This window comes from Acinetobacter sp. V102_4 (assembly GCF_031799005.1).
Taxonomy (GTDB): Bacteria; Pseudomonadota; Gammaproteobacteria; order Pseudomonadales; family Moraxellaceae; genus Acinetobacter; species Acinetobacter calcoaceticus.
On record NZ_JAVQNR010000033.1, the window covers coordinates 17,591 to 44,130 of the forward strand.

Sequence of the window (26,540 nt, forward strand, 5' to 3'; positions counted from 1 at the left end):
AGAGATTTAGATTGATAAAAAATAATGTTACTGAGTAATTTAGAAAGTGTTCCGGGCCACCAGATTTTAAAACAGCTTGATGTTGTTTATGGAAGTACTGTCCGTAGTAAGCATGTTGGCCGTGACTTGATGGCGAGTTTAAAAAATATTGTGGGTGGTGAACTTACAGGTTATACCGAATTATTAGAAGAATCCCGCCAAGAAGCCATGAATCGTATGATTGCCAAAGCCCAGCAACTGGGTGCGAATGCAATTGTCGGTATTCGCTTTTCAACTTCAAATATTGCTCAAGGTGCTTCTGAACTATTTGTCTATGGCACCGCTGTGGTTGTGCAACCTCAAGCACCCCATCTACCAGATCCATTTAGTGCATAGGTAGAAAATGGAAAATCTTATTTTTCAGCTTGTTATTTTTCTAATTCTTTTCAGTATTGGTTGGGGTTTTGGGCGCCATATTGAACGAAAACATTTGAAAGAACTTCTAGAAAAAGAGCAACGACTGGCCCATATCAGAATTGATACCAACCGCTTTGCAACGAGTGATCAGCTTGGCCATTTTATTAGCAGTAATGTCGTGATTTCTCATGACTACTTTAAATATGTATTGGCATCCATTAAGAATGTTTTGGGTGGTCGCCTCACCAGTTATGAAAGTGTGGTTGAGCGTGCTCGTCGTGAAGCGATTGTCCGTTTAAAACAACAAGCACATACTGCAGGAGCTAACCATATTATGGGAGTTCGGCTAAGTACAACCGAACTTGGCATGCAAGGTGGAATGGTCGAAGTCTTTGCCTACGGTACAGCGGTCAAAAAATAAATAGCAGATGATTAATAAAAAGACTGTCTCATGTGTTCGTGAGACAGCCTTTTCATAATGTAAGGCTTATTTAATGAAACAAGACAACAGCTTTTTGTAAAGTAAACCAGATGCCCGTCAACAAAGGAATACCAACTACCGCCCATGCCAGTATAACCATGACCATGCTAGATGGTGCATAGGCTGTATCATTCGCCATGCCTACACTTTGTGGTAGTTTTTCATGCGCCAACGCTTTTTCTGCGGCTAGCTCAGCATCAGTCATATATTTATCATCATCTACGGGTTTAATCAGCAAATTGAGCACAAAGCCAATTGCCAGCATGCCTGCCAGAATGTACATGGTAATGTCATAAGATTGCGCCTGAGCTACCCCGTGGGCCAACTGATAATCACGAATATTAGTGATCAACAACGTTCCCAATACACCTGCGACAGACCATGCTGTGAGCAAGCGTCCATGAATTGCGCCAACCATTTGCGTACCGAAAATGTCTGCCAGATAAGCAGGTACAGTAGAAAAACCACCGCCATACATGGACAGAATGACACAGAAGGCTAAAACAAATAACGGTAAATTTTCTGCATGAGCCAATTGCGGAACGGAAACATATAATAAAAAGCCCAATGCCAGAAAAATAAAATAAGTATTCTTACGACCAATGAAATCCGATGCTGATGCCCAAAAGAAACGTCCACCAATATTAAACAGTGATAGTAAACCTGTGAAACCGGCTGCAAAGGTTGCAATCTGCATTTTCTGGTCTGTTGTTAGCTCATTGATCCCCACTTCCAAACCAATTAAACGTCCCCCAAATACTTCCTGCAACAGAGGTGATGCCATAGCCAGAATGCCAATACCTGCGGAAACGTTTAAACACAACACGCCCCAAATCAGCCAGAATTGCTTAGTTTTCCAAGCTTTAGTTAAATGTACATGACGGTTAGTGACTAACCCCTTAGATTTAGCAGTCGTAGGTTCCCAACCATTTGGTTTCCAGTTTGATGGTGGAATGCGATAGCCAAAAGCGCCACCAATCATGAAAATAAAATAAACACCGGCCAATACCAAAAAGGTTTGCCATACTCCCACCGAATCGGCAGTTGCAAAGAACTTCATCAATTTATCTGCGAGTGGTGCACCAATCATGGCACCGCCACCAAACCCCATAATCGCAAGGCCTGTTGCCAAACCGCGGCGATCTGGAAACCACTTGATGAGAGTCGAGACGGGCGAAATATAGCCCAGCCCAAGCCCAATACCCCCAACGCCACCACCCAGCCACATCAACCATAACTGATGGGTATAAACACCCAGCGCAGATAATATAAGTCCTCCTGCCCAACAAAATGCGGCCACCACCCCTGCCTTACGCGGTCCTGCATGCTCAAGCCAACCACCAAACAAAAATGCGGAAGAACCTAAAAACACAAAAAACAGGGTGTACATGATACTTAAGGTAGACACACTCCAGTCACAGGTCGTAGTGAATAGTTGTGCGAGCAGGCTCATATCTTTTGCACATTCTATTGGCGCATCAATTCCCAATGCTTTGGATAGCGGTAGCCAGAATACGGAAAATCCATATGCCATACCGATACTGAGATGAATCGCTAATGCAGCAGGAGGTAGTAGCCAGCGGTTATAACCTGAGTGGGCAATGGTTCGTTCCTTTGCCAAGAGAGAAAATTGTTGTTCCATGTACAATGCTCCGTGCTTTCATGGGCAAAATGAAGTTTCCATTTCATCTATTTTTTTTGATTTGTAAATAAGTTTCTAGGCGATGACTGTGGCTTACGCCAGACCTTTGTATTAAGACGTTATAGTGACAGGTCAACTGAATGATTGTGCAAATAATGAATAGTTTTATCAAGTAGCTTTTTTAATGAATTGATTTTAATAATTTGAAAAAACTAAACCAATAACTACTTATTTGTGAATCATTGGCTTAGTTTTTTATCTAGGTGGCGACAAATAAATATGCCTTATTTTACTTTTGTTTTCCGAATCATTTTATAGAGTAATTTTGGTGACATCCGAGAAACCATAACCCCTAGTTTTTCTTTTGTTCCACCAACAACAATATATTCTTGGCCTTGCATTAATGCTTTTACAGATTGCTCTGCAAATACATCTGCCTCTAAACCATTTTCAATTGCTTCATCTTGATGACCTTGAGGTTGCCCAGCACCATTTAACGCATTAAAAGAGACGTTAGTTTTTACAAATCCTGGGAAAATAACTGAAACTTCAACGCCTTGATCTGAGACCTCAGCACGCAAACTATTTGCCCACATATGAATTGCAGCTTTAGCAGCCGAGTAGCTTGCACGGTACTGCGTTCCTAATAAACCCGCCACACTCGACACAAATACAACTCGACCAGACTTTTGTTTTAACATGGTCGGTAGTACGGTTTTGGTTAATGCCACTTGTGAGAAATAGTCGACTTCCATAATGGCCCGTTCAGTTGCCATGGTCGTATCTTCAATTAAAGCACGTTGGCTCAAACCTGCATTATTAATAAGCCAGTCAATTCGCCCTTTAGCTTTTAAAATCTGCTTATAAGCCTCATCAACTTGTTTTTCATCAGTAATATCTGCAACCACAGACAAATGATGGTCTGGGTTTAACAAACCAACCCGAACTGCTTCTAATTCTTCAAAACGACGCGAGGTCAAAATCACCTCCGCTCCTTGCAAAGCCAACTCGCCTGCTAAGGCCTTACCCAGACCAGAAGATGCTCCCGTAATCCATACCACTTTATTTTGCAAAGTATCAAGTTTGGCCATGCTTTATGTTCCTATTATCTTTTTAAATTATGCTGCTTGATGCATGAAGGCCAAAAAGTGGTTGATATAATGAGTTGCTGTGGTCTGATCGACCTGTGTACCTAACTTTTCCAAACGTTTATAGCCTAAATGCGTCGTCATGTTAATCACCCCATTCAGGGTTTTATCGACAACTAAATTAAATTTTAAACGCTTTTTAGGTTCACGTACTAGGCTTGTTACGCCTAAATCTACAATTTGAATGAGAGTATCAAAAGCAGCTGCAACACTCTGCATATTCCCATCACGAATTTGCTGCGTAAGAGTTTCAGCTTGTTGCACGAGTTGGAGGGTAACTGGATAGGTAATATAAACTTGCTGCCCCTGTTCTTTCATCAGAGATGTCATATAGTCAACTAAAGGTAAAAGACGTTCATTTCCAAAGAATGAAACCGACCAAGGCATGTATTTTCGAAAAGTCTCTAAAACTTGCTGAACTACTTTTTCAGACTCAGCTTGCTGTTTTGGAGACATAGTTGTATTCCCTGACTGTAAAAGTACAGAAAAAACCTGCTCAATAATTTCACAAGAAAGGTCAGACAATACATCCCCTAAAGGTTTTGCCTGACTTTGGCTCACCCCATCATGCAGTTTCTGCCGAATGGTCTCGAATTGGGTATAAGTTGAATCGGAAATTTTCAAAAAAACTTCATAACTCATGAGCAACATCCTTTTTCAATTCTTTTGTAATTTTTGTGCCGTGTCTCTACACGATTAAATTGTGATCCATCTTTCATAAATCTACCGTTTTTTGAAAAAAATACAAAACCGTTTATCTGTTTTCAGCACATTAATTTCGAGGCATTTTTTTGCTACAATAGGTGCAATTTTTTATGCATATTCGATCTAAGCTACTATGACTGACGCTCAAACCGCTCAAAATATTGCGACCACATACGATCCAACCGAGATCGAAAAGAAGTGGTACCAAACGTGGGAAGAACAAGGTTACTTCAAACCTTCTGGTCACGGTGAATCATTCTGTATCATGATTCCGCCACCAAACGTCACTGGTAGTTTGCACATGGGCCATGGCTTTAACAATGCCATTATGGATGCCCTCACCCGTTATAACCGTATGATGGGTAAAAATACCTTGTGGCAACCGGGTACTGACCATGCGGGTATTGCAACGCAAATGGTTGTTGAGCGTCAACTTGGCTTACAAGGTGTGACTCGTCATGACTTGGGCCGTGATAAGTTCATCGAAAAAGTTTGGGAATGGAAAGAACAATCTGGCGGCACGATTACTAAACAAATTCGTCGCTTAGGTTCGTCTGTAGACTGGTCACGTGAACGCTTCACGATGGATGAAGGTTTATCAAACGCTGTTAAAGAAGTATTCGTTCGTTTGCACGAAGATGGTTTAATTTACCGCGGTAAGCGCCTTGTAAACTGGGATCCTAAACTTCAAACAGCACTTTCTGACCTTGAAGTAGAAAGCAAAGAAGAAAAAGGCTCGCTTTGGCACTTTAAATATTTCTTTGAAGACAAATCAGTTAAAACTCAAGATGGCAAAGACTATTTAGTCGTTGCAACGACTCGTCCTGAAACTTTACTCGGCGATACTGCTGTTGCTGTTCACCCTGAAGATGAACGTTATGCACACCTTGTTGGTAAAAACATTGTATTGCCAATTACTGGTCGTTTAATTCCAATCGTTGCTGACGACTACGTTGAAAAAGACTTCGGTACTGGCTGTGTAAAAATCACGCCTGCCCATGACTTTAACGACTATGACCTAGGTAAACGCAATAGCTTACCAATCATTAATATCTTCAACAAAAATGCCGAAGTTTTAGGTGAGTTTGAATATATTGCCAAAGCTGGTGAACAAATTTCTAAAACCATTACTGCACCTGCGGAATATGCTGGTTTAGAGCGTTTTGCAGCACGTAAAAAGTTAGTTGCTCAAGCAGAAGCTGAAGGCTGGTTAGATCAAATCCAACCGTATGACTTGAAAGCGCCACGCGGCGACCGTTCAGGCGTAATCATTGAGCCCTTATTAACTGACCAATGGTATGTAAAAATTGCTCCACTTGCTGAACCTGCAATTGAAGCAGTTCAAGATGGCCGTATTAAGTTTGTTCCAGAGCAGTACAGCAACATGTACATGGCATGGATGCGTGACATTCAAGACTGGTGTATTTCACGTCAGCTTTGGTGGGGTCACCGTATTCCAGCTTGGTACGATGCGAATGGCAACATCTATGTTGGTCGTAATGAACAAGAAGTTCGTGAGAAAAACAACATCGCTGCTGACGTTGAACTTAAACAAGACGAAGACGTTCTTGATACATGGTTCTCTTCTGCGCTTTGGACATTCTCAACGTTAGGTTGGACTGGCGATGCGAAGCAAGATGAAGTAAATGATTTCTTAAAAACTTTCCACCCAACAGATGTATTGGTGACTGGTTTTGACATCATTTTCTTCTGGGTTGCCCGTATGATCATGATGACCCTACACTTCATGAAAAATGAAGATGGTTCATCTCAGGTTCCATTTAAGACTGTTTACGTTCACGGCTTAGTACGTGATGGTGAAGGTCAAAAAATGTCGAAGTCTAAAGGTAACGTACTTGACCCATTAGACTTGATTGACGGTATTGATTTAGAAAGCTTGGTTGCAAAACGTACGACTGGCCTAATGAACCCGAAAGATGCAGCGAAGATTGAAAAATCAACGCGCAAAGAGTTCCCAGAAGGTATTAATGCGTATGGTACTGACGCAGTTCGTTTCACGTTCTGTGCGCTTGCAAACACTGGTCGTGACATTAAGTTCGACTTAAAACGTGTTGAAGGCTACCGTAACTTCTGTAACAAAATCTGGAACGCAACTCGTTTCGTTCTGATGAATGTTGAAGGCCAAACTGTTGGTACTGACGCTCGCCCTGATCTATGGGAACTTCCAGAACAATGGATTATGAGCCGTCTGCAAAAAGCAGAAGCTGCTGTACACCAAGCGTTTGCAACTTACCGTTTAGACCTTGCTGCACAAGCGATTTACGACTTTATTTGGAATGAATACTGTGACTGGTATGTTGAGTTAACTAAACCAGTTCTGAACGATACAGACGTTGCCGAAGAGCGTAAAGCTGAAGTACGCCGTGTATTGCTTGCAGTGATGGAAGCTTCTTTACGTTTAGCTCATCCGTTAATGCCGTATTTGACAGAAGAAATCTGGCAAACGCTTGCACCAATGCTTGGTAAAGGCAGTCCAACGATTATGACTGCTCAATACCCTATTCCTGAGCAAGCAAAAATCAATGAACAAGCTGAAGCAGACATGCAATGGCTTCAAGGTTTGATTGGTGCAGTACGTAACATTCGTGGTGAGTTGGGCTTAGGTAATGCGCGCTTATTGCCAGTATTACTTCAAAATACATCTGACGCTGAACGTGAACAAATCATTCGTATTGAAGCGTTGTTCAAAGCATTGGCAAAAGTTGAAAGCATTGAATTCTTGAATAAAGACCAAGAACCACCTTTGTCTTGCTCTAGCGTTGTTAGCCATGCATCGGTATTTGTACCAATGAAAGGCTTAATTGACCCTAAAGCTGAGCTTGCTCGTTTGCAAAAAGACTTGGATAAAATCCAAAAGCAACACGACCAAATCGCGGGCAAACTTGCAAATGAAGGCTTTGTATCTAAAGCACCAGCAGCGGTTGTTGAAGGTGAAAAAGCGAAGCTTGCTGAGTTTGCTGCTCAGTTAGAGAAAGTTAAAGCGAATATGGAGCAGATTGCTGCGCTTTAAGCTTTTTTAGTTAAATGAACCCAGAATCTGTGCAAGCAGGTTCTGGGTTTTTCTATATTTAGAAATTACTTTTTCTCTAGAATCACCATATGAAGATGCCATGATTTTATGTAACCATTCAATAAAGGCAAATTTTCATTCATTTCTTTATGAAACAATAAATTAAAATCATATAAGAATAGATCAGCTATATCTTGATAAGTAAATCCTATAAATCTTTCAGGTTCTCTCAGAACCCATTCATCTTGACTTCCTAATAAATCAACTACCAGAATTCCGCCTTCAGGAAGTGCATTTATTATTCGTTTAATTACGCTATAAAAATAGCTTGGGTTACAAAAGAACAGACTTGATGAAGCAATAATTAAGCTTGCAGACGGAAAATTAAAGTCTTCAAAAGATTCATGATAGAAACTAAATTTAGAGTCATCTTTAAATCGCTCAGCACAGACTTTTTGCGCATCAATTGAAATATCAAAAGCATGAACATTAAATCCTTTTGATAATAGATAAGCAGATTCATTGCCAGCGCCACAGCCACAATCGATAGCAACTAAAGGTAAGTTAGGAAAATAACCTAAAGCCTTCTCTAAAATAGGTCTATGTTTAAGTTCTCTTGATAATTGAATAAATTTTTCATTCATAAATCCGATCTTTTAATTTTTATAATTTTCACACTATATTTTATAAAAAATCCAATCTCAACGATTTCTTATTTCAGAAGCTACTCTCTCACAACATCATCATTAGTATGGTTATGGCAGCAAATAAAGTATAAATCTAATTATTGCTGCCATAAGTTGATACGCCAATAGGCTTATCAGAGATAATTAAAGCACCCCATGCCCCAATAACATCTCTACCCCACTCACTTTTTTCATATGCTTCAAACGCTCCTTTTCCCACTTCACCTGCTGCTTTAACTCAGTACAGTCCGCATCTACAGCTTTATAAACATCACTGATGTGCACATGCTCAGCTTTCACATTCTTGGCTAACTGAAAAGAGTCCAAAATCTCAGTAATTTGGCTTTCAAGCTGCTGACTTTGTGCATCTAAAGCGAGCTTATAAAACCTCAACTGCTCGGCAGATAATTCTTTAGCCCCTACTTCTTTATGCTGTTCAAGCTGTAACTGGAGTTTGAGTAAATAAAACAAATCCTGCTTTTCATAGGCCTGACTTGCTTGTTGGAACAACTCAGTTTTTTCTTCTTTTTTTGTTTCATCTTGCTCACGGTCTGGGTGAATCATCGCGGCAATTTTTAAATAAACCGTTTTAAGTGACTGGGCTGCCATTTGCTCAGCTTGTTCACGTTTCTGTTGCTGTCGTTGCTGTTTGGCTTGTTCCCGTGCTTGTTGCTGCTCAGCAGCATACTGTTCAAAGTCTTCTTCAAGTTCTGCACTTTGATCAGCACTTTCTTCATATTCAAATTTTATTGACTGAGCTTTTTTATTCTTTTTTGCCGATTCCCCCGCATGTTTCTGATAAAAGGTATCAATCTGCTTCACTAACTCCAACTGTTCTTCAGATAGCTGTTTGGAGCGCTTCAACATGTGTGCAAGCTGGGCAATTTTTTCATCAAGTTGTTGCATATCCGCTTTGGAAAACTCATGGCTATGCAACATATTCCAAAGTTGCTCTAACTGCTGAAATAAGACGCCATGCAAATCGCTATACACAGGCATCAATTTTTGCCGTATGTGCTGTTGAATCTCAGCTTGCGCATTTTGCCATGTACTCAGGCTAACTTTTTGCTGTTCTATTTTATCAATCAGGCGATTCAGTTTTTTCTGCTGTGCAGATGGCTCAGACCTTTGCTGTAAGCTCACTTTAAGATCAAAGGACATACTCATCCACCTGAAAAAGAAAAAAGTGTAGCAATAATCAGATGAGGAAGGTAGCAAAGCATTCTTTAAATAAGAATCAGCCTATTAATGTTTAGAAAATAGAACGTGTCTTACCTAAAGGTTTATATCTTAAGAAATCCACCAAATCATCACTGGCAACGTCACAGCTGCACATAGGGTTTGAAAGCTGATTACTGCTGCCATGAGTTGGCTGTCGCCACCCAATACTTTAGTTAAAATGTATGAAGCAGAAGCAGTCGGTAGCGCAAAGAAAATGACTAAAATTTGTGTTTGCAAACTTGGTAAACCAAACCAAGTACAAACCATATAAGCCAAAGCAGGCACTGCCAAAAGTCGTGCAAAAGTGTCTGCCGCCAACACGACAATATCTTTTTTAATTTGCATAAACTGTAAAGCTGCGCCCACACATAACAGACCCAGTGGCAAACTCGATGCTGAAAAAAGTTTAATAAAGTTAGCAATGCCGTCCCAAATCGGGATGTGAAGTGCATTGACTGCCGCTCCCACCACACACGATGCAATTAACGGATTTTTAAGTAGAGCAATCAAAACAGGTTTAATTGCCATGTGTTCTTTAGAGGTTAGAGCAAGCACCGAAATAACGTTCACAAGTGGAATGCAAAGCGCCAATAAAATTGCCAGTATTGCCATTCCTTCACTTTTAAAAAGCGAAGTCACTAACGCCAGACCAATATAAGTATTAAAGCGAACCATACTTTGTACGTGCACACCAAAACGTGCAGGTGGTATGTGCCAAAACACGCGAAGTATGTACAAGAAAATGGTAACTGCCAAAACTACAATCAACATGGCAATAATGGCTGTACTCAAACTTTGTAAGTCAATTTTCGCAGTCGACAACGTACTAAAAAGCAAAGCGGGAAATAAAATATAGTAATTGAGCTTCTCTGCCCCAGCCCAAAACTCATCGCTAAAAAAATGATATTTTTTAAACAGGTATCCCGATGCAATTAATGCAACTAAAGGAAATAGAGATAAAACAATGCTATTCATTTCTTTACTCGAGTTTGGTTGAAGGACTTGCTATTTTGGCAATTCCCTTGGCTTACTCATATATTAAAGATAATGAAAACTCATGATAAAATGAGTTTTTACTCATAATAAGTACAACATGACATTTACCCAGCTTGAAATTTTTGCACTCATTGCTGAACTGAAAAGCTTTACTGCCACAGCAGAAAAGCTGGGAATTTCACAGTCGGCAGTTTCTCATGCCCTTAAGTCATTAGAACAACAATGGGGCATTAACCTCATTTCAAGAACTCAAAGTGATATTGAACTGACTACAACAGGCCAGCAGTTACTCACTCATGTAAAAGAACTATTGAGTATTTCCAACACATTAGAAAAAGAAGTGGCTGCGATCCATGGATTAAATGAAGGCACATTACATATCGGATCTTTTGGGGCTTCATCATCCATTTATCTATTGCCTGAAATTTTAGAAAGCTTTCGGCAGCGCTACCCTAAAATCGAAATTTATATCGATGAAGGTGAGGATAAAGAAGTAGCTCAATGGTTATTGGAACGGCGTATAGAAGTCGGTTTTTTGATTATGCCAGATGAGCGGTTCGATACATTCCCTTTAATTGAAGACCGTTTTGTTGCCCTAATTCCGAATGGTTACCCACTGGCGCAACAGCTCTATATTGATCCAGTACAACTAGAAAACTGCCCTTTTATCATGACAATGGCAGGCAGTAGACATCAGGTCGAATTAATTTTAAAAAACTTTAATGTGAAACCGGACATCAAATTTTATGTGTCACAAATTTTGAGTATCGTCAGCATGGTGCATAACCAGTTAGGGGTGTCCATTGTGTCTGATATGGTCATCACCAAAGAGTTACTCTCACTCTATCCAAATGTAGCTAAACGCCCTTTTAAACCGAACCTTAAACGCTCAATTGGCCTTGCAGTCAAGAATAAAAAGCATATGAGTCCTGCTGTGAAAGCATTTATAGAAGTTGCTCAAGAGGTTTGGTCAAATCATTAAATGATTACGGATAATTTTTAGGAATTTGATAACGAACTTTTTAAGGTCATTTTTTAAGCACATTAGATGACTTGTAACGTAAAAAGCGCCATAACTGCCCTATTTTAACTAAATCGGCGCACCATTTATCGCCAAAAACCACTTTTCCAATTCAAATTGGTGCACTTATTGCATATTCACTTTTATGCAATTGAGTTTGTTTCGACAAACTTAGGTTTTTAGATTCCTTAAATCTATTTTGGTGCAATTTACAGACCCAGATTTGTTCCAAAATGGAATTTAGCACTTTTTTCGAGCATGCTATGCAAAATGTAGATCTATTTTTCTTATTACTTGGTGCTGTTTTGGTTCTTGCCATGCACGCAGGTTTTGCATTCTTGGAACTTGGTACGGTTCGCCATAAAAATCAGGTGAACGCACTAAGTAAAATTCTGACTGACTTTGCCCTCTCTGCGATCGCATATTTCTTTGTTGGCTACTACATTTCTTATGGCCAGCATTTCTTCCATGATGGTACGGTTTTATCAAACGATCATGGCTACAACCTCATGCGTTGCTTCTTTTTACTCACTTTTGCTGCGGCAATTCCTGCCATTATTTCGGGTGGTATTGCTGAACGTGCAAAAATGCGTTCACAAGCAATTGCGACACTCGCTTTAGTTGCGCTGGTTTATCCATTTTTCGAAGGCATGGTTTGGAACGGTAACTATGGTCTGCAAAAGTGGTTAGAAACTACCTTTGGTGCAGCTTTTCATGACTTTGCCGGTTCAGTTGTAGTGCATGCTATGGGTGGTTGGATTGCGCTTGCTGCGGTCATTTTATTGGGAGCACGTTCTGGTCGTTATAAGAAAGATGGTCGTGTAAGTGCTCACCCGCCCTCTTCTATTCCATTTTTGGCGCTTGGTTCATGGATTTTAATTGTAGGCTGGTTTGGCTTTAATGTGATGAGTGCTCAGCGTGTAGATGCTATTTCTGGTCTAGTTGCCATTAACTCACTCATGGCAATGGTTGGCGGAACGATTACAGCAAATGCGATTGGTAAAAATGACCCAGGTTTCTTACACAACGGTCCACTTGCAGGCTTAGTGGCAATCTGTGCAGGGTCTGACATTGTTCATCCAATCAGCGCGCTTGTTATTGGTGGTGCAGCTGGTGCGATGTTTGTATACCTATTTACCTACACACAAAACAAACTCAAAGTTGATGATGTGTTAGGTGTATGGCCGTTACACGGCGTGTGTGGTGCATTTGGTGGTATTGCAGTGGGTCTATTTGGTCAAAAGTGGCTTGGTGGTTTAGGCGGTGTGTCTTTCATCTCACAACTCATTGGTACAACACTTGCGATTGCCATTGCGCTCGCTGGCGGTTTTATTGTGTACGGCTTACTTAAAGCGACCATTGGCATTCGTTTATCTCAAGAAGATGAGTTCCGTGGTGCAGATTTATCCATTCATAAGATTTCTGCAAACTCTGAAGAAGGTATGTTTTAATCCTTTCTAAAGTGCTCAAAGCGACGATACTTCTCGTCGCTTTTTTTATTTTTTAAGGAAAATTGGGCCCCTTTCTTCTGTAGAGTTTAAGAGCAATTTAAGCTTAATTTTATGTAATTAGTCGCATCCATTGTCGATTGATATTTCATCAGAATGACTAAGCAAAAACTTTTTTTCCAAATTAACCTTATCTTACTTTTTTTAAGTTTTTTTCTGCTTTTAATCGTTTTTCCAGTCGGCGGAAAAATTGATATGTACCTTATCCAACCTTGGACGGATTCAACAGGTCATTTTTTCAATCGGGACAATTGGTATCTTGTACGGCTTAACCATGAAATCGTAAAACAAATCATCACCACTGTTTATGTCATCTTTTTAGGTCTTTGGATTGCGTCATTCAAAGTAGAAAAATTGAAGCTTTATCGCTGGCAATATGGCTATATGTTTTTTGTGAGCATGATTGGTAGCGGTATAATTGGCTTATTAAAATCACAATCGGCTCATGCCTGCCCTTGGAATATGGTTCATCCTACCACGTTAGGATATGTATGGGATTTTACCGCCAAACACGGACACTGTTTTCCGGGCGGCCATGCAAGTGCTGGTTTCATCTTAATGACAGGTTATTTTGTTTATCGTCTTGAGCGGCCTAAGCGTGCCTATTTTTACTTAGCGGCGGGTCTTATCTTAGGCTTTATGATGGGTTGGGGGCAAATGATGCGTGGTGCGCATTTCCTGAGCCACAATTTATGGACAGGTTGGGTAGTTTGGGCAGTAAATATCTTATTTTATGCAGTTTGTATTCACCGCTTCGAATTTGAAAAACGAATCAAACAAGAACTTGTATAAATCAAGTTCTTGTTTCATGAATATGTAAAACTTTAGGCAGTTTAACCAGAACAGAAAGTCCACCAAGCTCTAAGCTTTTATCAAGTGTTAAAGTTCCACCTAAACGTTGAGTTGCACGGTCAACAATCGATAGACCTAAGCCACTGCCCACTTCAAGGTGGTGGTGTACCCGATAAAAACGTTTTAAAACTTTATCATAGTGTTCAGGTTCAATCCCCGCACCACTATCTTCAATTTGAATACACGCGTAGCCATCTGTATCTGTAAAAACTGAAATATTAATCACGCCTTGGTGGGGCGTATATTTGATTGCATTATCAATTAAATTAAAAATAATAGAATGTACTGTCGGCTCAACACTATGCATTTCAATAGGTTCATTACGAACCAGCCCTAAATCAATCTCTTTTTGCATGGCTAAATTAACAAGCTGCTCAACACAATTTAAAGCAACATCATTAAGCTGAAAATATTTGGTGGGTTCAATCACGCTCAAAGACACATCCTGCTTTGCCAAAGCTAAAAGCTGGGTGACCAGATGCTGAATACGCGCCAATCCTTTACTCAAGTTTTGCAATGACTCATGCTCAGGCAGTTGACTGATTAAAATCTTAGTTTGTAGATTCAAAGCTGTGACAGGAGTTCGAAGTTCATGTGCAGCATCGGCAATAAACTGTTTTTGTTCCATTTGAGCCTTCGATATACGTTCAAACAGACGGTTCATTTCATCAATAGTTGGCAATAATTCTTGAGGATAGTCTAAAGCTTCAATTGGCGTTAATTCTTCCGAATCACGATGAGTCAGTTCATTTTTAAAATCATCAATCGGCTTTAAACCTCGACGAATAATTGCGGCTAAAGCAAAAATCGCAAATGGCAAAATAATTAGATACGGAATGAACATACTTCCTGCGAGTTCCCAAGCAAAAGCCTCACGGACCTTTTCTTGTTGGCTAATCTGGATCTGATAATCTTTTAAAGGCAGAACATAGGTACGGATTAAACCTTGGCTGGTTTTATGCGAATAAAAGCCAGCTTGTGCAACAGGTGGAACCAACAGGTGTAAATGATGAGATAAATGGGCCTGATCTTTATAGGCCCAAATGTCTACAAATAAATCTTCTTCATGATAAGTTTTGTGAAAATCGAACTCACTACTTACTGTTTTCAATGGATATTCAGCTGTTCGTTCTGCTAAATAACGCATTTGAGTATCTAAAATTTCATCAACTTCTTGAAGCGCAACCTTATAGGCACTAAAAATTAATATACAACCTAAAATGACACTGAAAATTGAGGTGCCCCAAATCAGTCGTTTTTTTAATGAATAATGCACGTTTATAAAGTTCCACAACTAAAACTACGATTGTCCTAAACGGTAACCCAGACCTCGAATAGTTCGAATAAAGTCTTTCCCGAGTTTAGCCCTCAAGTGATGCACATATACTTCTATTGTATTACTGGTCACATCACTATCGAAATCATATAACTTATCTTCAAGATTTGCCTTAGAAAAGATTTTATTTGGATGGCTCATCAAAGGAATAAGAATCGCCCATTCACGATTCGACAAATCAATCCGTTGACCTTTAAAGGTTGCGATATGTTGTTCAACGTTTAAAACCAGATCGCCACTTTGTAATAGTTGCTCATGATTCGCAAGCTGAGCTTCCACCCCACTACGACGCAATAGCGCATGTATCCGAGCAAGTAACTCATCAAATTCGTATGGTTTGATTAAGTAATCATCTGCACCGTGGTTTAATCCATCCACGCGGTTTTGTAACTGATCTCGTGCCGAAATGATTAATACAGGAGTTGCTGCCCTTTGGCGAATTTGCTTCAAGACCTGCATGCCATCCATCATAGGTAGGCCCAAATCTAAAAGAATTAAATCAAACTTATTTTTAGCCAATTGAGCCAGACCATCTAAGCCATTATTGACCCACTCCACCTCAAATTGATGATATTGCAGCAACGTTATTGTTGACTCTGCAATCATAAAATCATCTTCAATCATCAAGATTTTTGTCATGTTCTAGGCTCGCTTTAATTCACATGGGCACAAGAGTGCAGCATATCCAGTTGAGGGTTGATGACCTGAGTTTTTACATCTAACAAACTTAATAAGCTTGGGAATAAATTATCCTGACTTAACTTTTCTTTAGTTTGTTGGCCTAAACAACTCACTTGTGCAAGGTTGTGTTGTTTCCAGCTATCGGAAAACCACATAATCATTGGTACATGTGTCTGTTGGCTTGGTGCGATTGCATACGGTGAACCATGTAAATATAAACCATGTTCACCAGTTGATTCACCATGATCAGATAAATACCATAAACCTGTTTGATATTTCGATAATTCTTTTAGTTTATTAATCATCTGACTTAACACATGATCTGTATACACAATCGTGTCATCATAACTATTTAATAACTCTGTTCGAGAGCAGCCCTGTATCGCATTAGTATCACAAGTCGGTTTAAACGGTTGATACTCAGCAGGCGCACGCTTGTAATAAGCTGGACCATGACTTCCGACTTGATGTAAAACAATGAGTCGTGGACGAGTGTCTTCTTTGGGAATAGTGACTAAATACTCATTTAAGCTATCAATTAAAATATCATCATAGCATTCGCCATCTTTACACCATTTTTGCTTTAACTTTTCTGATATTTGATATTGCTCAACACGATCACAAGTCCCTTTACAACCAGAATTATTATCAATCCAAGTCACTTGGTAACCCGCACGCTTTGCAATGTCCAATAAACCTTCACGATGACTTGCTAATTGCTCATCATAGTCAACACGTGGCATGCCAGAGAACATGCATGGAACTGAAACAGCGGTTGCTGTACCACATGAGCTGACTTGAGAAAAATTCAAAATATCTTGTTTAGAAAGCTCTGGATTTGTATTTTTGGCATAACCATTGAGTGAAAAACTTTCCGCACGAGCTGTCTCACCAACGACTAGTACCATCAATTTAGGCAAGTTCTTTTGTACTTGCTGAACTTGATGAGCATCTTCACCGTAATGTATTAATGGTAAGTTCTTCTTAGGTGCCATCTTGTGATAGTAAGACATTAAAGATGAAATACTATTTTGTGGTGAGACCATCCCTTTTAAATCACGATGTTCACGAAAGATAGATGCAAAATCAACATAGTATGTAAACAACAAAGTCCCTACAATTACAAAAGAAGCGACAATTGAACTGACTTTTTTCAACAATAAATGAGATGTTTTTTCTTTTTTAAGCTTTATTTGAAAAATCAAAATGATAGGTAAAATTACTAAAAAAACTGTCCAAAGTCCAAAACGTAATGAGATTAAATCAGAAATCTCTGCTGCATCGGTCTGTACCATATTTTGAATTTGATCTGGTGAAATTACTATTCCGAGTGTATTTACAAAATATGCGCTAAATCCCCCAACAATCACCAGAATAATGGCAACAACTTTAGCAGTCCATTTCCAATTTAAAATCTGTAAAATTGCATAATAAGCAGCAACAACAATAACCACTGTAGCAGCCAAGAACAAAATAGCCTTTACTCCAAAATATGGAGTTAAAAGATTAATGCTCTGGAAGAAACCAATATTGAGAATGGCTCCTAACCAAATAGCTAAAATTAAATTAAACATAAACAGTGAAACCTGTTTATTCCTTAATTTAGAAAAAAAATTAAGCATCTCGGACAACTACAATCTTTTATGATGCTTCACTGTAGAAATTAAAACTTAAAAATCACTTAAATAAAAAAGCAGCCATAAATGGCTACTTTTAGAAATACTCATTGTTAAATTCTATATAAAAAGAAAAAAGTCGAGATTCACATGAACCTCGACTCTTCAAAACATAATGTTTTTGCTAGGTTTAGAAGCTGTATTTAGCCATTAAACCAACACGGTTATCTTTGTAGTCATCACCAGCAAAGGTTTCACGTTTACCATTGACATATTCAATACCTAAGTCAATTGGTTTAACTGGTGTGTAAATTACGTTAAGCCATGCTTGTTGAACTTTTTCATTACCAGCTGTATATGCTTTTGCATAATCAGTACCGTCATCAGCGAATTGTGCACCATACGCTAAAGTAGCGCGTAAGTTAGGTAAAATCTTATAAGTTCCACCTACTTGTACTGCTACAAATTCATTTTGTTCAATATTATCATTAACTAAAGTATAAGCAGAATTACTACCATATAAGTAGTTGCTGTTACCTACAACATAAGAAGCATCAGCAAAGAGTTTTAAAGGATCTGATACTTTAAAGTCGGTACCTGCAGCAACACCCCATCCAGTTTGGTCATCACCTTTACCTGATTTATAGTTTTCAACAAAAGCTCGAGCAGAAGCATTACCATTACCTGCAGCGTAGCCTTGGGTAATTTTAGCTGTTAATACAGGTAGTCTGTATTTAACTGAGTCACCTGTTGCCGAGCTATTACCTTCTTCTGCTGAAACAAATAGCTGAGTTGCAGGAGCTAACTTATAGTTATAACGTACTTGTGGAATACGTGTCGTACCACCACCAATGTTCGTCGAGAAATCGATCATTTCTGGTGCATGGCTCGCCAAGAAGTTAGACGTTGTTTGACCAAACAACCAGTTGTTATAAGTCAAGTAAGCATGACGAATACGTACGTTTTCAGATTTGCTATTGTCACTACTTGCAAAGTCTAATTCAATTTTACCACCAACTTTGGCATTGCTTACTGGAGCAGTAAAATCTAAACCAAGACGTGTCGTTTTAGCTGTTGCACGCAATTTATCTTTTGCTTCGCCAGTTGACTTACTTACATCACCAAAGTCGTTATCCGCACCTTCAATAATATAGTTAGCATCCCCACGAACATAACCATATAGGTTCACATCAGCGCCAGCTTTAGATTTTAATGATGCTAAAGGTGAAACTGGTGCAGCAACAGGTTGTGCCTTAACTTCAGCTAACTGTACTTGCTGTTGTTGCTGTACTTGCTGCTGTTGTTGCTGCACTTGGCTTTGTTGTTGAATTAAAGCTTTTAAAGCTTCAACTTCTTTACGAAGCTGTTGAATTTCCGCTTTGTCGGAAGTCGCAGCATGTGCCCCACTCATCATTAAAGCTGTAACTGTAAGAGCTAAACTTTTAACAACGAAAGATTTACGATTAAGGAATAGATCCATCAAAAACTCCAAAAATATATTTTATGTTGCCTATCCATGCCAAGTTGATTTACGCCATTAAATTAGGGGCTAAAAAATCAACTCTCCTCCACTTTGGTTACATTAATTTTATTACCGCAACCAAAACCAATTTCAACGTTATGCAAGACCAAAACCAATAACCAAAGACATAAAAAACGTACTTTGACTTACAGATTTTTACCTTAACTTCATGTTGTAACGAATCCTACACAACTCTCTTATCTTATAGAATGATTAAATCGTTATTTCATTATTCTTTTTTAGACTTTAGGCTAATATCCAATCTACTTGAACATTTTTCTACCCATTTTGATTGATTCACATGATTTTTCTTGTTAACGAAATCCATTTTTACTCCTTTTAGCTTCCATTTGCTACCCAAACAAGATGGCACAATTAATAGAGCATTTAAATAGCTAAAAACATACATTTTTAAAAACATAGACAAAGGTATTAGATCAAGCTTAGATCACCGCTTAAGCAATATTAACTTTCTTTATTTCATTTAGTTAACATTATTTTTCTTGTAGTTTTGCATGTTTCCACAGGTAAATAGGGAACAAAGTAACAATCCCAATAATGACAATAGCTATCAAATAATGGAAATAACCGAATGCATCTCCAAGCACACCACTGAAACTATAAAGGACACCACTTACAGTCGCCATAACCGAAACCTGAAAGGTAAAATCTGTACCCGCATATTCTTTTCGACTGTAATGCATGACTAAGGTCAACATAACCACCAACAACATTGCAGAGAATGCATCTTCTAAAGCGTTTACGATATAAACTCCCCAAACATTGAGTTGAATTTTCTGCTCATACGCATAAGCTAAATAGGTATAAGCCGCTAAGCTCATAATTTTAAATACTGAAAAAACAAGTAAGGCCGTAGGTCTAGAAAAGTATTTAAGCAGCCAACCTGCAATTGCCGCCCCTGCCAGTGCTGCTACAGCACCGAGCATCGTGATATAAACGCCAATTTGAGTAAAACTTAGACCCATGTCTACCATTAAGGGTTTAAGTAATGGTCCAGCTAAACCATCTGCTACTTTAAAAGTAATAAGTACAACCAACCAAGAACGAAGCTCTTTATTTTGAGAGAAATAACTCAAGTAGGCTTTAATCTTTATGACTAAATTTTGCTGACTGGGTTTAAGTTGATGACCTGAATAAGCTGCATGTTTAGGTTCTTTAAATAATAAAACGGGTAACGTATTTAAAAATACCAAAGCCGCTAATAGCAAAAAAGTAGGTTGCCATGTCAACCAGTCTAAACACCAAAGTACGGCGCCTCCCCCCACAATAAAACCGAGTCGGGAACCGATCACCTGAAATGTATTTCCCCAATGTTGCTGGTCATGCTGTAACAAATTGACAGCCAAAGCATCGGTAGCAATATCTTGTGTTGCTCCTGTTAAGTTCATTAAAAGAAGCGAAATAAAAAAGGTAAATAGATAAATAGGCTGGTCTAAAGCTTGAATGGGGAAAAAAGACAAAATGCAAAGTACGACCACAGTCAAAAACTGAGTAGGTAAAATCCAGCTGCGGTAGTGCCCTAAACGTGAAAGCGCATGTCGATCAACCCACGGCGCCCAAAAAATCTTAATTGACCAAGGCAACATTAGTAGACCAAAACCACCAATATGAGCGAGTGACACACCTTGTGCCCTTAAAATAACAGGTAAAGCATGGGTCATAAAACCGACAGGTAGCCCTTGTGCCCAATATAAGGAAAATAGCAGAAGATAAAGATTTTGCTGCCGAAACATATATACCTACTTTTTATTTCTTTAATGAGGAATAACATCAAATGTCATGTTGTTCTTACATTTTGCCAATGAAGCATATATTTCAAAAGATTAAGATAAAACTAGGACAAGTTAAAATTTAAAAAAATATGGATCAACATTTCCCTAATTTACCTGATTTGGTACCCCAACGTGGTACTGCTTTAAGCCGGGCACTATTTAAGAAACTTTTTTTAGCGCAAGGTTGGACAATTGAAGGTGAAGTTCCTAATTTTCCAAAAGCAGTAGCAATTATTTCACCTCATACTTCCAATATTGATGGATGGTATGGCTTTCTTGCGATTTTCGGATTAGGTATCCAAATTACAGTATTAGGTAAAGATGCCCTTTTTAAACCACCTTTTAAACGGGTGTTAGATTGGGCTGGTGTTATTCCAGTTAAACGTGACACAGCCAATGGACTAACTGAACAAGTCGTTGCAACCATTCAAAAATATGACAAGATCTGGATTGGGATGGCGCCCGAAGGCACACGTAAAAAAGCAAAAAAAATGAAAAGTGGTTTTTACCATATTGCCGCAAAAGCCAATATTCCCATTGTGATGTTTTCTTTTGATTATGACCATAAAACGATTCACTGCTTAGGCCACTTAGACCCAAGTGGAAACTATGATGAAGATCTACAAAAGATTTTTGACCACTATGAAGGAAAAATTTCACCCAAAAATCGTAATTGGCTGGCCGAACCTTTACAAAATCTAGTGAAAAAAACCTAGCAAAAATTGAGCGAATCTGGTCTTATGGCCCTTCTTAATTTATCTCGACATAGATTGTTTTAAAGATGAAAATTGCTCAATTTGCCAGTATTGGATTTATCTCTCTAGCACTATTTGGCTGTGATAAATTTAGCAAAACACCAACACCGACGACCTCAATTAAAGCCCGTGAACCTGTCATTGCGCTTGCTTTAGGTGGCGGTGGAGCAAAAGGATTTTCACATATTGGTGTGATCAAGGTTTTAGAGTCTCATGGAATTAAACCTAAAATTGTAACGGGTACCAGCGCTGGTAGCTTTGTTGGAAGTATCTACGCGAGTGGGCAAACACCTTATCAATTGCAAAGTCTGGCCCTGAAATTACAAGAATCTGATATCCGTGATTTAACCCTTAATCGTCAAGGCATTATTCTCGGACAAAAGTTACAAGACTACGTTAACCGTAATGTTGGTAATAAACCAATTGAGAAGTTCCCAATCCGCTTTGCGGCTGTGGCAACTCGTCTTGATAATGGTCAAAAGGCAGATTTTATTAAAGGTAATGCTGGTCAAGCTGTACGTGCCTCTTGCAGTATTCCAAATGTGTTCGTGCCTGCCACAATCGGCAATCAAAAATACGTAGATGGTGGCCTAGTCAGCCCAATTCCTGTAAAAACAGCTCGTGATATGGGTGCAGATATTGTGATTGCAGTTGATATTTCCGCGCGTCCAGTAGGTAACCGCCCAGCCAATATGTGGGGATTACTTGATCAGACGATTAATATCATGGGCCAACAAAGTATTAATGAAGAACTCAAGCAAGCAAATGTGGTAATTAAACCTAAAGTTGGTCATTTAGGTACACTAGACTTGAAATCCAGTAATGAAGCAATTTTGGAAGGTGAAAAAGCTGCTCAAGCTCAAATGCGTCAAATTGAAGGTGCAATTGCAAACTTCAAAAAATCTCCAGCAGCATTTAAGCCCGCGCCACGCTCTAAATTCTAATTGAAGTGGTTTTTTTCTATCCACATTTCCTATCATCTGCTACAGTGGTAAAAGTGATATTAGTCACTTTTACCCATCATAAAGATATATAAAAGAGCAGATTTATGGAGTTTGTTGTACAACCTTGGCACTGGTTTGTATTGGGTATCTTACTTATTCTTTCTGAACTGATTCTACCTGCCTTTGCCGCACTCTGGTTTGGTATTGCCGCCATTATGGTGTGCATTCTCTATTGGTTATTTCCAGATATTAGCCTCACAACGCAAATTGTATTGTGGATAATATTATCAGTGCTATGCACCATCCTTTGGTTCAAGTTTATTAAACCCTTATCAATTGATAAAACGAAAGCGGGCCTCCCCCGTGAAGCAACTATTGGTCAAATTGGAATGGTTATTCAAACTGGTCTAGACCATGATCAAATTATTGTTCGCTTTCCAATGCCTATTTTAGGGGCCGATGAGTGGAATTGTCGGAGCACCACTCCTGTTAAAGTGGGCGATCGTGTCAGAGTTATTGACATTTCGGGTAACGACTTAATTGTTCAAACCCATGGTACTTCATAAACATTAAAGATAAAGAGAGGGTATTTTCATGCCAGTCGGTACTATTATTGTTTTAGCCTTTTTGGCTTTTGTAGGTGTTACCATTTTTAAAGGGGTTCGTATTGTTCCTCAGGGCTACAAATGGATTGTCCAACGTTTAGGTAAATATCACACGACCCTTAATCCGGGACTTAATTTTGTGATTCCCTATATCGATGAAGTGGCTTATAAAATTACCACGAAAGATATTGTGCTAGATATTCCATCGCAAGAAGTGATTACACGTGACAATGCCGTATTGCTCATGAATGCAGTAGCCTATATTAATTTAACCACACCAGAAAAAGCAGTTTACGGTATTGAAAACTATACATGGGCAATTCAAAACCTTGTACAAACCTCATTACGTTCTATTGTCGGTGAAATGGATCTAGATGATGCATTATCTTCACGAGATCACATTAAGGCTAAGTTAAAAGCTGCTATTTCTGACGATATTTCAGATTGGGGCATTACCTTAAAAACAGTCGAAATTCAGGACATTCAACCGTCTCACACCATGCAAGCTGCCATGGAAGAGCAAGCTGCCGCAGAACGTCAACGTCGTGCTGCTGTTACTAAAGCCGATGGTGAAAAACAGGCTGCTATTTTAAGTGCAGAAGGTCGTTTAGAAGCTTCTCGCCGTGATGCAGAAGCACAAGTCGTGTTAGCTGAAGCTTCTCAACGTGCAATTGAAATGGTGACCAGTGCAGTTGGCGATAAAGAGATTCCGGTTGCTTACCTTTTGGGTGAACAATATGTAAAAGCAATGCAGGATATGGCGAAATCAAATAATGCTAAAACTGTGGTTTTACCTGCCGATGTTTTAAATACAATTCGCGGTATTATGGGAAAGCATAATTAATTCAATTACTTCAAATAAGTAATTAAAATCAAGGCGGTGACTATCATGTCGCCGTTTTTTATATTATTGGTTTTTTAATCTTTTCTGATCTTTCAAAGGTAATTTCTTTACGACTAAATCATAAGAATCATGAATTAAATCTTGCAGTAAATCACTTGTTAAGTTCTTATGCGGTGTAATCGAAATCCAGTGTTTTTTATTCATGTGATAACCCGGAATAATAAATGAATAAAGCTCCTGATATTCCTGACTCTTATACGGATCACACTTCACATTAATCATTTTGACGCCTGCGGCTTCCGCCGTCAGCATGAACATTTTCTCTAAAATTTTAAAAACTTCATAGTCTGGACCAAAAGGATGAGTCTGTTGACTAAAGGGAAGATTACGCGCAATTTCAATTGCTTTTTGATGGAGTTGTTCACCATTCATTTTTTTCTCCTTTATTCATTTCGCATGAATAGAAGTTATGAATATTGATTTAATATTATTAGTTCGTACGCGCTAAAAGAAATTGTGAGATATCAACTAATTCTTTTGCATTATCACCAAAATGAGCTAAGGCTTCAAAAGCTTGATCGTGCAATTCTTTTGCATAGATCTGTGCTTGTTCAAGACCCATTAACGCTGGGTATGTCGATTTTTGCACTTGCTCATCCTTACCAGCAGTTTTACCCAAAGCTTCGGTACTCGACGTAATATCGAGAATATCATCTAACACTTGAAAAGCTAATCCGATCGTCTGCCCATATTGGCGCAATTTTGGAATTGCTTGATCCGTTCCGGAAAAGATAGTGACTGCACCCATCATAATTGCGGCCTGAATGAGCGCACCAGTTTTATTACGATGGATATTTTCTAGTTCGTCTTGAGCAATTTGCTTGCCTTCAGCTTGTAAATCTAAAACTTGTCCAGAGACCATTTTAGAGCTGGCAGTTGCTAAAATCTGCATTTGTTTTAATACAATCGTAGCATCAGTACCCTGCCCTTGTTCATCAAACAAACGACTACCTAAAACCTCAAAAGCCATCGATTGTAAAATATCGCCTGCAAGCAAAGCAGTATCTTCACCAAACGCAACATGACAAGTCGGCTGACCACGACGCAGCAAATCATTGTCCATACAAGGCAAATCATCGTGCGCTAGTGAATAACAATGAATTAACTCTACAGCAACCGCCGCACGACGAGCCGCAGCAAAATTTGGATTTGGCTGTAAAGAAGCAGTGGCATAACATAAAGCTGGACGCACACGTTTTCCACCAAGCATAACTGCATGGTGTACTGCACTTTTTAAAGGCTCTGGAATTGAGAACGCGGCCAATGTCGTCAATAAATCTTGTTGAATACGTTGTTGAGCTTGTTTTAAAACATCCGCATTAACTTGAGAGAGTGATGACACAGTCGCCTCGATAAAATCAGTAGAGAAATTTTATTGAATGTAATGAAGCATTCATGCGCTACATCATACACGATTCACTGTGAAAAGTGGGTGCGGAGTTTTTAAAGGCAGCCGTAAAAAAGCCTCTACATATTGAGAGGCTTTTTATTTAGAGGAAGCTTAGAAACTGTCACCTGGAACACGCACCCAACCTTCCATTAACACACGTGCACTACGACTCATAATTGCTTTTTTAACCGCCCATTGGTCATTAACAAGTTCAGCTTGAGCGCCAACACGTAATGTTCCAGATGGATGCCCAAAACGTACCGCTTCACGTTCGCCACCACCAGCCGCTAAATTCACCAATGTACCCGGAATGGCAGCTGCCGTACCAATTGCAACTGCTGCTGTTCCCATCATGGCATGGTGCAATTTACCCATTGACAAAGCACGGACCAGTAAATCAACATCAATCTCTGAAACAGGCTTACCACTCGAAGCATTATAGTTTTTCGGTTTAGAAACAAATGCAATTTTTGGTGTGTGCTGACGTGCAGCTGCTTCTGAAATATCTTTAATTAAACCCATCTGTACCGCACCATATGCGCGAATTTTTTCAAAACGTGCCAGTGCAGCTGCATCACTATTAATATGATCTTGTAATTCAGTGCCTTGGTAACCCAAATCTTCTGCATTTAAGAAAATGGTTGGAATACCAGCGTTAATAAATGTCGCTTGGAAACGACCAATATCAGGAACGTCTAATTCGTCAACGACATTTCCTGTAGGAAACATATCGCCGCCCTCTTCACCATCATCGGCCGGATCTAAAAACTCAATTTGAACTTCAGCGGCAGGAAACGTCACCCCATCCAGCTCGAAATCACCAGTTTCTTGAACCTGACCATTGGTGATAGGCACATGGGCAATAATGGTTTTTTGAATATTTTTTTGCCAAATTCGTACAGTACATAGGCCATTTTCAGGAATACGGTCTGCATCAACCAAACCATTTGAAATAGCAAAAGAGCCAACCGCAGCAGTTAAGTTTCCGCAGTTACCACTCCAATCTACAAAAGGCTGATCTATTGAAACCTGACCAAATAAATAATCTACATCATGCTCTGGCTGAGTACTTTTCGCGAGAATAACAGTTTTGCTGGTACTAGAAGTGGCTCCCCCCATCCCATCAATTTGTTTTCCATAAGGGTCTGGACTACCAATTACACGGAGTAAGAGTTGATCTCGTGCTTGTCCTGCAACTTGGGCTTTTTCCGGCAAATCATCAAGCTTAAAAAATACACCTTTACTGGTTCCACCACGCATATAAGTTGCTGGAATTTTAATTTGCGGTACTGAGCTCATATCAACTG

25 protein-coding genes are annotated in these 26,540 nt (G+C 39.2%); 10 read left to right on the top strand and 15 right to left on the bottom strand.

The window, feature by feature from the left end; translation table 11 throughout:
* The first annotated feature begins 24 nt into the window (after window positions 1-24).
* Both RMB13_RS03860 and RMB13_RS03865 read left to right on the top strand, forming a co-directional pair.
* Window positions 25-375 carry a YbjQ family protein gene (locus tag RMB13_RS03860; RefSeq protein WP_003655405.1) on the top strand — a complete coding sequence of 117 codons (351 nt, stop codon included), beginning with the start codon at window positions 25-27 and terminating at the stop codon, window positions 373-375.
* A gap of 7 nt (window positions 376-382) precedes the next feature.
* Window positions 383-817, top strand: coding sequence for a YbjQ family protein (locus tag RMB13_RS03865; RefSeq protein ID WP_005036451.1), 435 nt, complete (start codon window positions 383-385; stop codon window positions 815-817).
* A 70-nt stretch (window positions 818-887) separates the two neighbouring features.
* Here the strand turns inward: RMB13_RS03865 and RMB13_RS03870 are convergent, their stop codons facing one another.
* The 3 genes from RMB13_RS03870 to RMB13_RS03880 form a co-directional block, all read right to left on the bottom strand.
* Window positions 888-2,519, bottom strand: a complete 1,632-nt coding sequence (locus RMB13_RS03870) for an OFA family MFS transporter (RefSeq protein ID WP_311084461.1) — start codon at window positions 2,517-2,519, stop codon at window positions 888-890.
* 284 nt (window positions 2,520-2,803) lie between these two features.
* Window positions 2,804-3,610, bottom strand: coding sequence for an SDR family NAD(P)-dependent oxidoreductase (locus RMB13_RS03875; RefSeq protein ID WP_307012731.1), 807 nt, complete (start codon window positions 3,608-3,610; stop codon window positions 2,804-2,806).
* Window positions 3,611-3,637: 27 nt separating this feature from the next.
* On the bottom strand, window positions 3,638-4,309 hold the full coding sequence (locus tag RMB13_RS03880) for a hypothetical protein (RefSeq protein ID WP_005036445.1): 672 nt from the start codon (window positions 4,307-4,309) through the stop codon (window positions 3,638-3,640).
* Between the two features lie 196 nt (window positions 4,310-4,505).
* Between RMB13_RS03880 and RMB13_RS03885 the strand changes: the two genes are divergently transcribed.
* Window positions 4,506-7,403: a valine--tRNA ligase gene (locus RMB13_RS03885; RefSeq protein WP_311084462.1), complete on the top strand. Its 2,898-nt coding sequence runs from the start codon at window positions 4,506-4,508 to the stop codon at window positions 7,401-7,403.
* A gap of 65 nt (window positions 7,404-7,468) precedes the next feature.
* Here the strand turns inward: RMB13_RS03885 and RMB13_RS03890 are convergent, their stop codons facing one another.
* From RMB13_RS03890 to RMB13_RS03900, 3 genes are all read right to left on the bottom strand, one after another.
* A complete protein-coding gene (locus RMB13_RS03890) occupies window positions 7,469-8,047 on the bottom strand; it encodes a methyltransferase domain-containing protein (protein ID WP_311084463.1) in 579 nt (192 codons plus the stop codon).
* Window positions 8,048-8,233: 186 nt separating this feature from the next.
* A complete protein-coding gene (locus tag RMB13_RS03895; RefSeq protein ID WP_311084464.1) occupies window positions 8,234-9,250 on the bottom strand; it encodes a molecular chaperone DnaJ in 1,017 nt (338 codons plus the stop codon).
* Between the two features lie 129 nt (window positions 9,251-9,379).
* A complete protein-coding gene (locus tag RMB13_RS03900; protein ID WP_311084465.1) occupies window positions 9,380-10,285 on the bottom strand; it encodes an AEC family transporter in 906 nt (301 codons plus the stop codon).
* Between the two features lie 118 nt (window positions 10,286-10,403).
* Here RMB13_RS03900 and RMB13_RS03905 point away from each other — a divergent pair, with 118 nt between their 5' ends.
* From RMB13_RS03905 to RMB13_RS03915, 3 genes are all read left to right on the top strand, one after another.
* A complete protein-coding gene (locus RMB13_RS03905; protein ID WP_311084466.1) occupies window positions 10,404-11,288 on the top strand; it encodes a LysR family transcriptional regulator in 885 nt (294 codons plus the stop codon).
* 302 nt (window positions 11,289-11,590) lie between these two features.
* A complete protein-coding gene (locus RMB13_RS03910; protein ID WP_311084467.1) occupies window positions 11,591-12,778 on the top strand; it encodes an ammonium transporter in 1,188 nt (395 codons plus the stop codon).
* A 153-nt stretch (window positions 12,779-12,931) separates the two neighbouring features.
* The gene (locus RMB13_RS03915) at window positions 12,932-13,627 is read left to right on the top strand and encodes a phosphatase PAP2 family protein (RefSeq protein WP_311084468.1); all 696 of its coding nucleotides are present in this window, start codon (window positions 12,932-12,934) and stop codon (window positions 13,625-13,627) included.
* A 1-nt stretch (window position 13,628) separates the two neighbouring features.
* Here the strand turns inward: RMB13_RS03915 and RMB13_RS03920 are convergent, their stop codons facing one another.
* The 6 genes from RMB13_RS03920 to RMB13_RS03945 form a co-directional block, all read right to left on the bottom strand.
* The gene (locus RMB13_RS03920; protein ID WP_005036428.1) at window positions 13,629-14,963 is read right to left on the bottom strand and encodes a two-component system sensor histidine kinase PmrB; all 1,335 of its coding nucleotides are present in this window, start codon (window positions 14,961-14,963) and stop codon (window positions 13,629-13,631) included.
* A 24-nt stretch (window positions 14,964-14,987) separates the two neighbouring features.
* Complete coding sequence (locus RMB13_RS03925) at window positions 14,988-15,662, bottom strand: DNA-binding response regulator PmrA (protein WP_002116411.1); 675 nt, start codon at window positions 15,660-15,662, stop codon at window positions 14,988-14,990.
* 14 nt (window positions 15,663-15,676) lie between these two features.
* On the bottom strand, window positions 15,677-17,326 hold the full coding sequence (locus RMB13_RS03930; RefSeq protein ID WP_311084469.1) for a phosphoethanolamine--lipid A transferase: 1,650 nt from the start codon (window positions 17,324-17,326) through the stop codon (window positions 15,677-15,679).
* 184 nt (window positions 17,327-17,510) lie between these two features.
* Entirely contained in the window at window positions 17,511-18,800 is a 1,290-nt protein-coding gene (locus RMB13_RS03935; RefSeq protein ID WP_205468598.1) for a DcaP family trimeric outer membrane transporter, read from the bottom strand.
* Window positions 18,801-19,071: 271 nt separating this feature from the next.
* Window positions 19,072-19,263, bottom strand: coding sequence for a hypothetical protein (locus RMB13_RS03940; RefSeq protein WP_205470170.1), 192 nt, complete (start codon window positions 19,261-19,263; stop codon window positions 19,072-19,074).
* 73 nt (window positions 19,264-19,336) lie between these two features.
* Complete coding sequence (locus RMB13_RS03945; RefSeq protein ID WP_311084470.1) at window positions 19,337-20,596, bottom strand: MFS transporter; 1,260 nt, start codon at window positions 20,594-20,596, stop codon at window positions 19,337-19,339.
* A 128-nt stretch (window positions 20,597-20,724) separates the two neighbouring features.
* Between RMB13_RS03945 and RMB13_RS03950 the strand changes: the two genes are divergently transcribed.
* The 4 genes from RMB13_RS03950 (at window position 20,725) to RMB13_RS03965 (ending at window position 23,783) form a co-directional block, all read left to right on the top strand.
* The gene (locus RMB13_RS03950) at window positions 20,725-21,351 is read left to right on the top strand and encodes a lysophospholipid acyltransferase family protein (protein ID WP_311084471.1); all 627 of its coding nucleotides are present in this window, start codon (window positions 20,725-20,727) and stop codon (window positions 21,349-21,351) included.
* Between the two features lie 65 nt (window positions 21,352-21,416).
* On the top strand, window positions 21,417-22,334 hold the full coding sequence (locus RMB13_RS03955; protein ID WP_205468595.1) for a patatin-like phospholipase family protein: 918 nt from the start codon (window positions 21,417-21,419) through the stop codon (window positions 22,332-22,334).
* A 104-nt stretch (window positions 22,335-22,438) separates the two neighbouring features.
* Window positions 22,439-22,900, top strand: coding sequence for an NfeD family protein (locus tag RMB13_RS03960; RefSeq protein ID WP_004789340.1), 462 nt, complete (start codon window positions 22,439-22,441; stop codon window positions 22,898-22,900).
* A 28-nt stretch (window positions 22,901-22,928) separates the two neighbouring features.
* Complete coding sequence (locus RMB13_RS03965; RefSeq protein WP_005036413.1) at window positions 22,929-23,783, top strand: SPFH domain-containing protein; 855 nt, start codon at window positions 22,929-22,931, stop codon at window positions 23,781-23,783.
* Between the two features lie 63 nt (window positions 23,784-23,846).
* On the opposite strand, the gene RMB13_RS03970 is transcribed toward RMB13_RS03965, so the two are convergent.
* The 3 genes from RMB13_RS03970 to prpF all read right to left on the bottom strand — a co-directional run bounded on the left by RMB13_RS03970 (window position 23,847) and on the right by prpF (window position 26,532).
* Window positions 23,847-24,215, bottom strand: a complete 369-nt coding sequence (locus tag RMB13_RS03970; protein ID WP_311084472.1) for an MmcQ/YjbR family DNA-binding protein — start codon at window positions 24,213-24,215, stop codon at window positions 23,847-23,849.
* A gap of 58 nt (window positions 24,216-24,273) precedes the next feature.
* Window positions 24,274-25,185 (bottom strand): polyprenyl synthetase family protein, encoded by a 912-nt coding sequence (locus tag RMB13_RS03975; protein WP_231764666.1) that lies wholly within the window; start codon window positions 25,183-25,185, stop codon window positions 24,274-24,276.
* Window positions 25,186-25,344: 159 nt separating this feature from the next.
* Entirely contained in the window at window positions 25,345-26,532 is a 1,188-nt protein-coding gene (gene prpF / locus RMB13_RS03980) for a 2-methylaconitate cis-trans isomerase PrpF (protein WP_311084473.1), read from the bottom strand.
* Window positions 26,533-26,540: the final 8 nt, after the last annotated feature.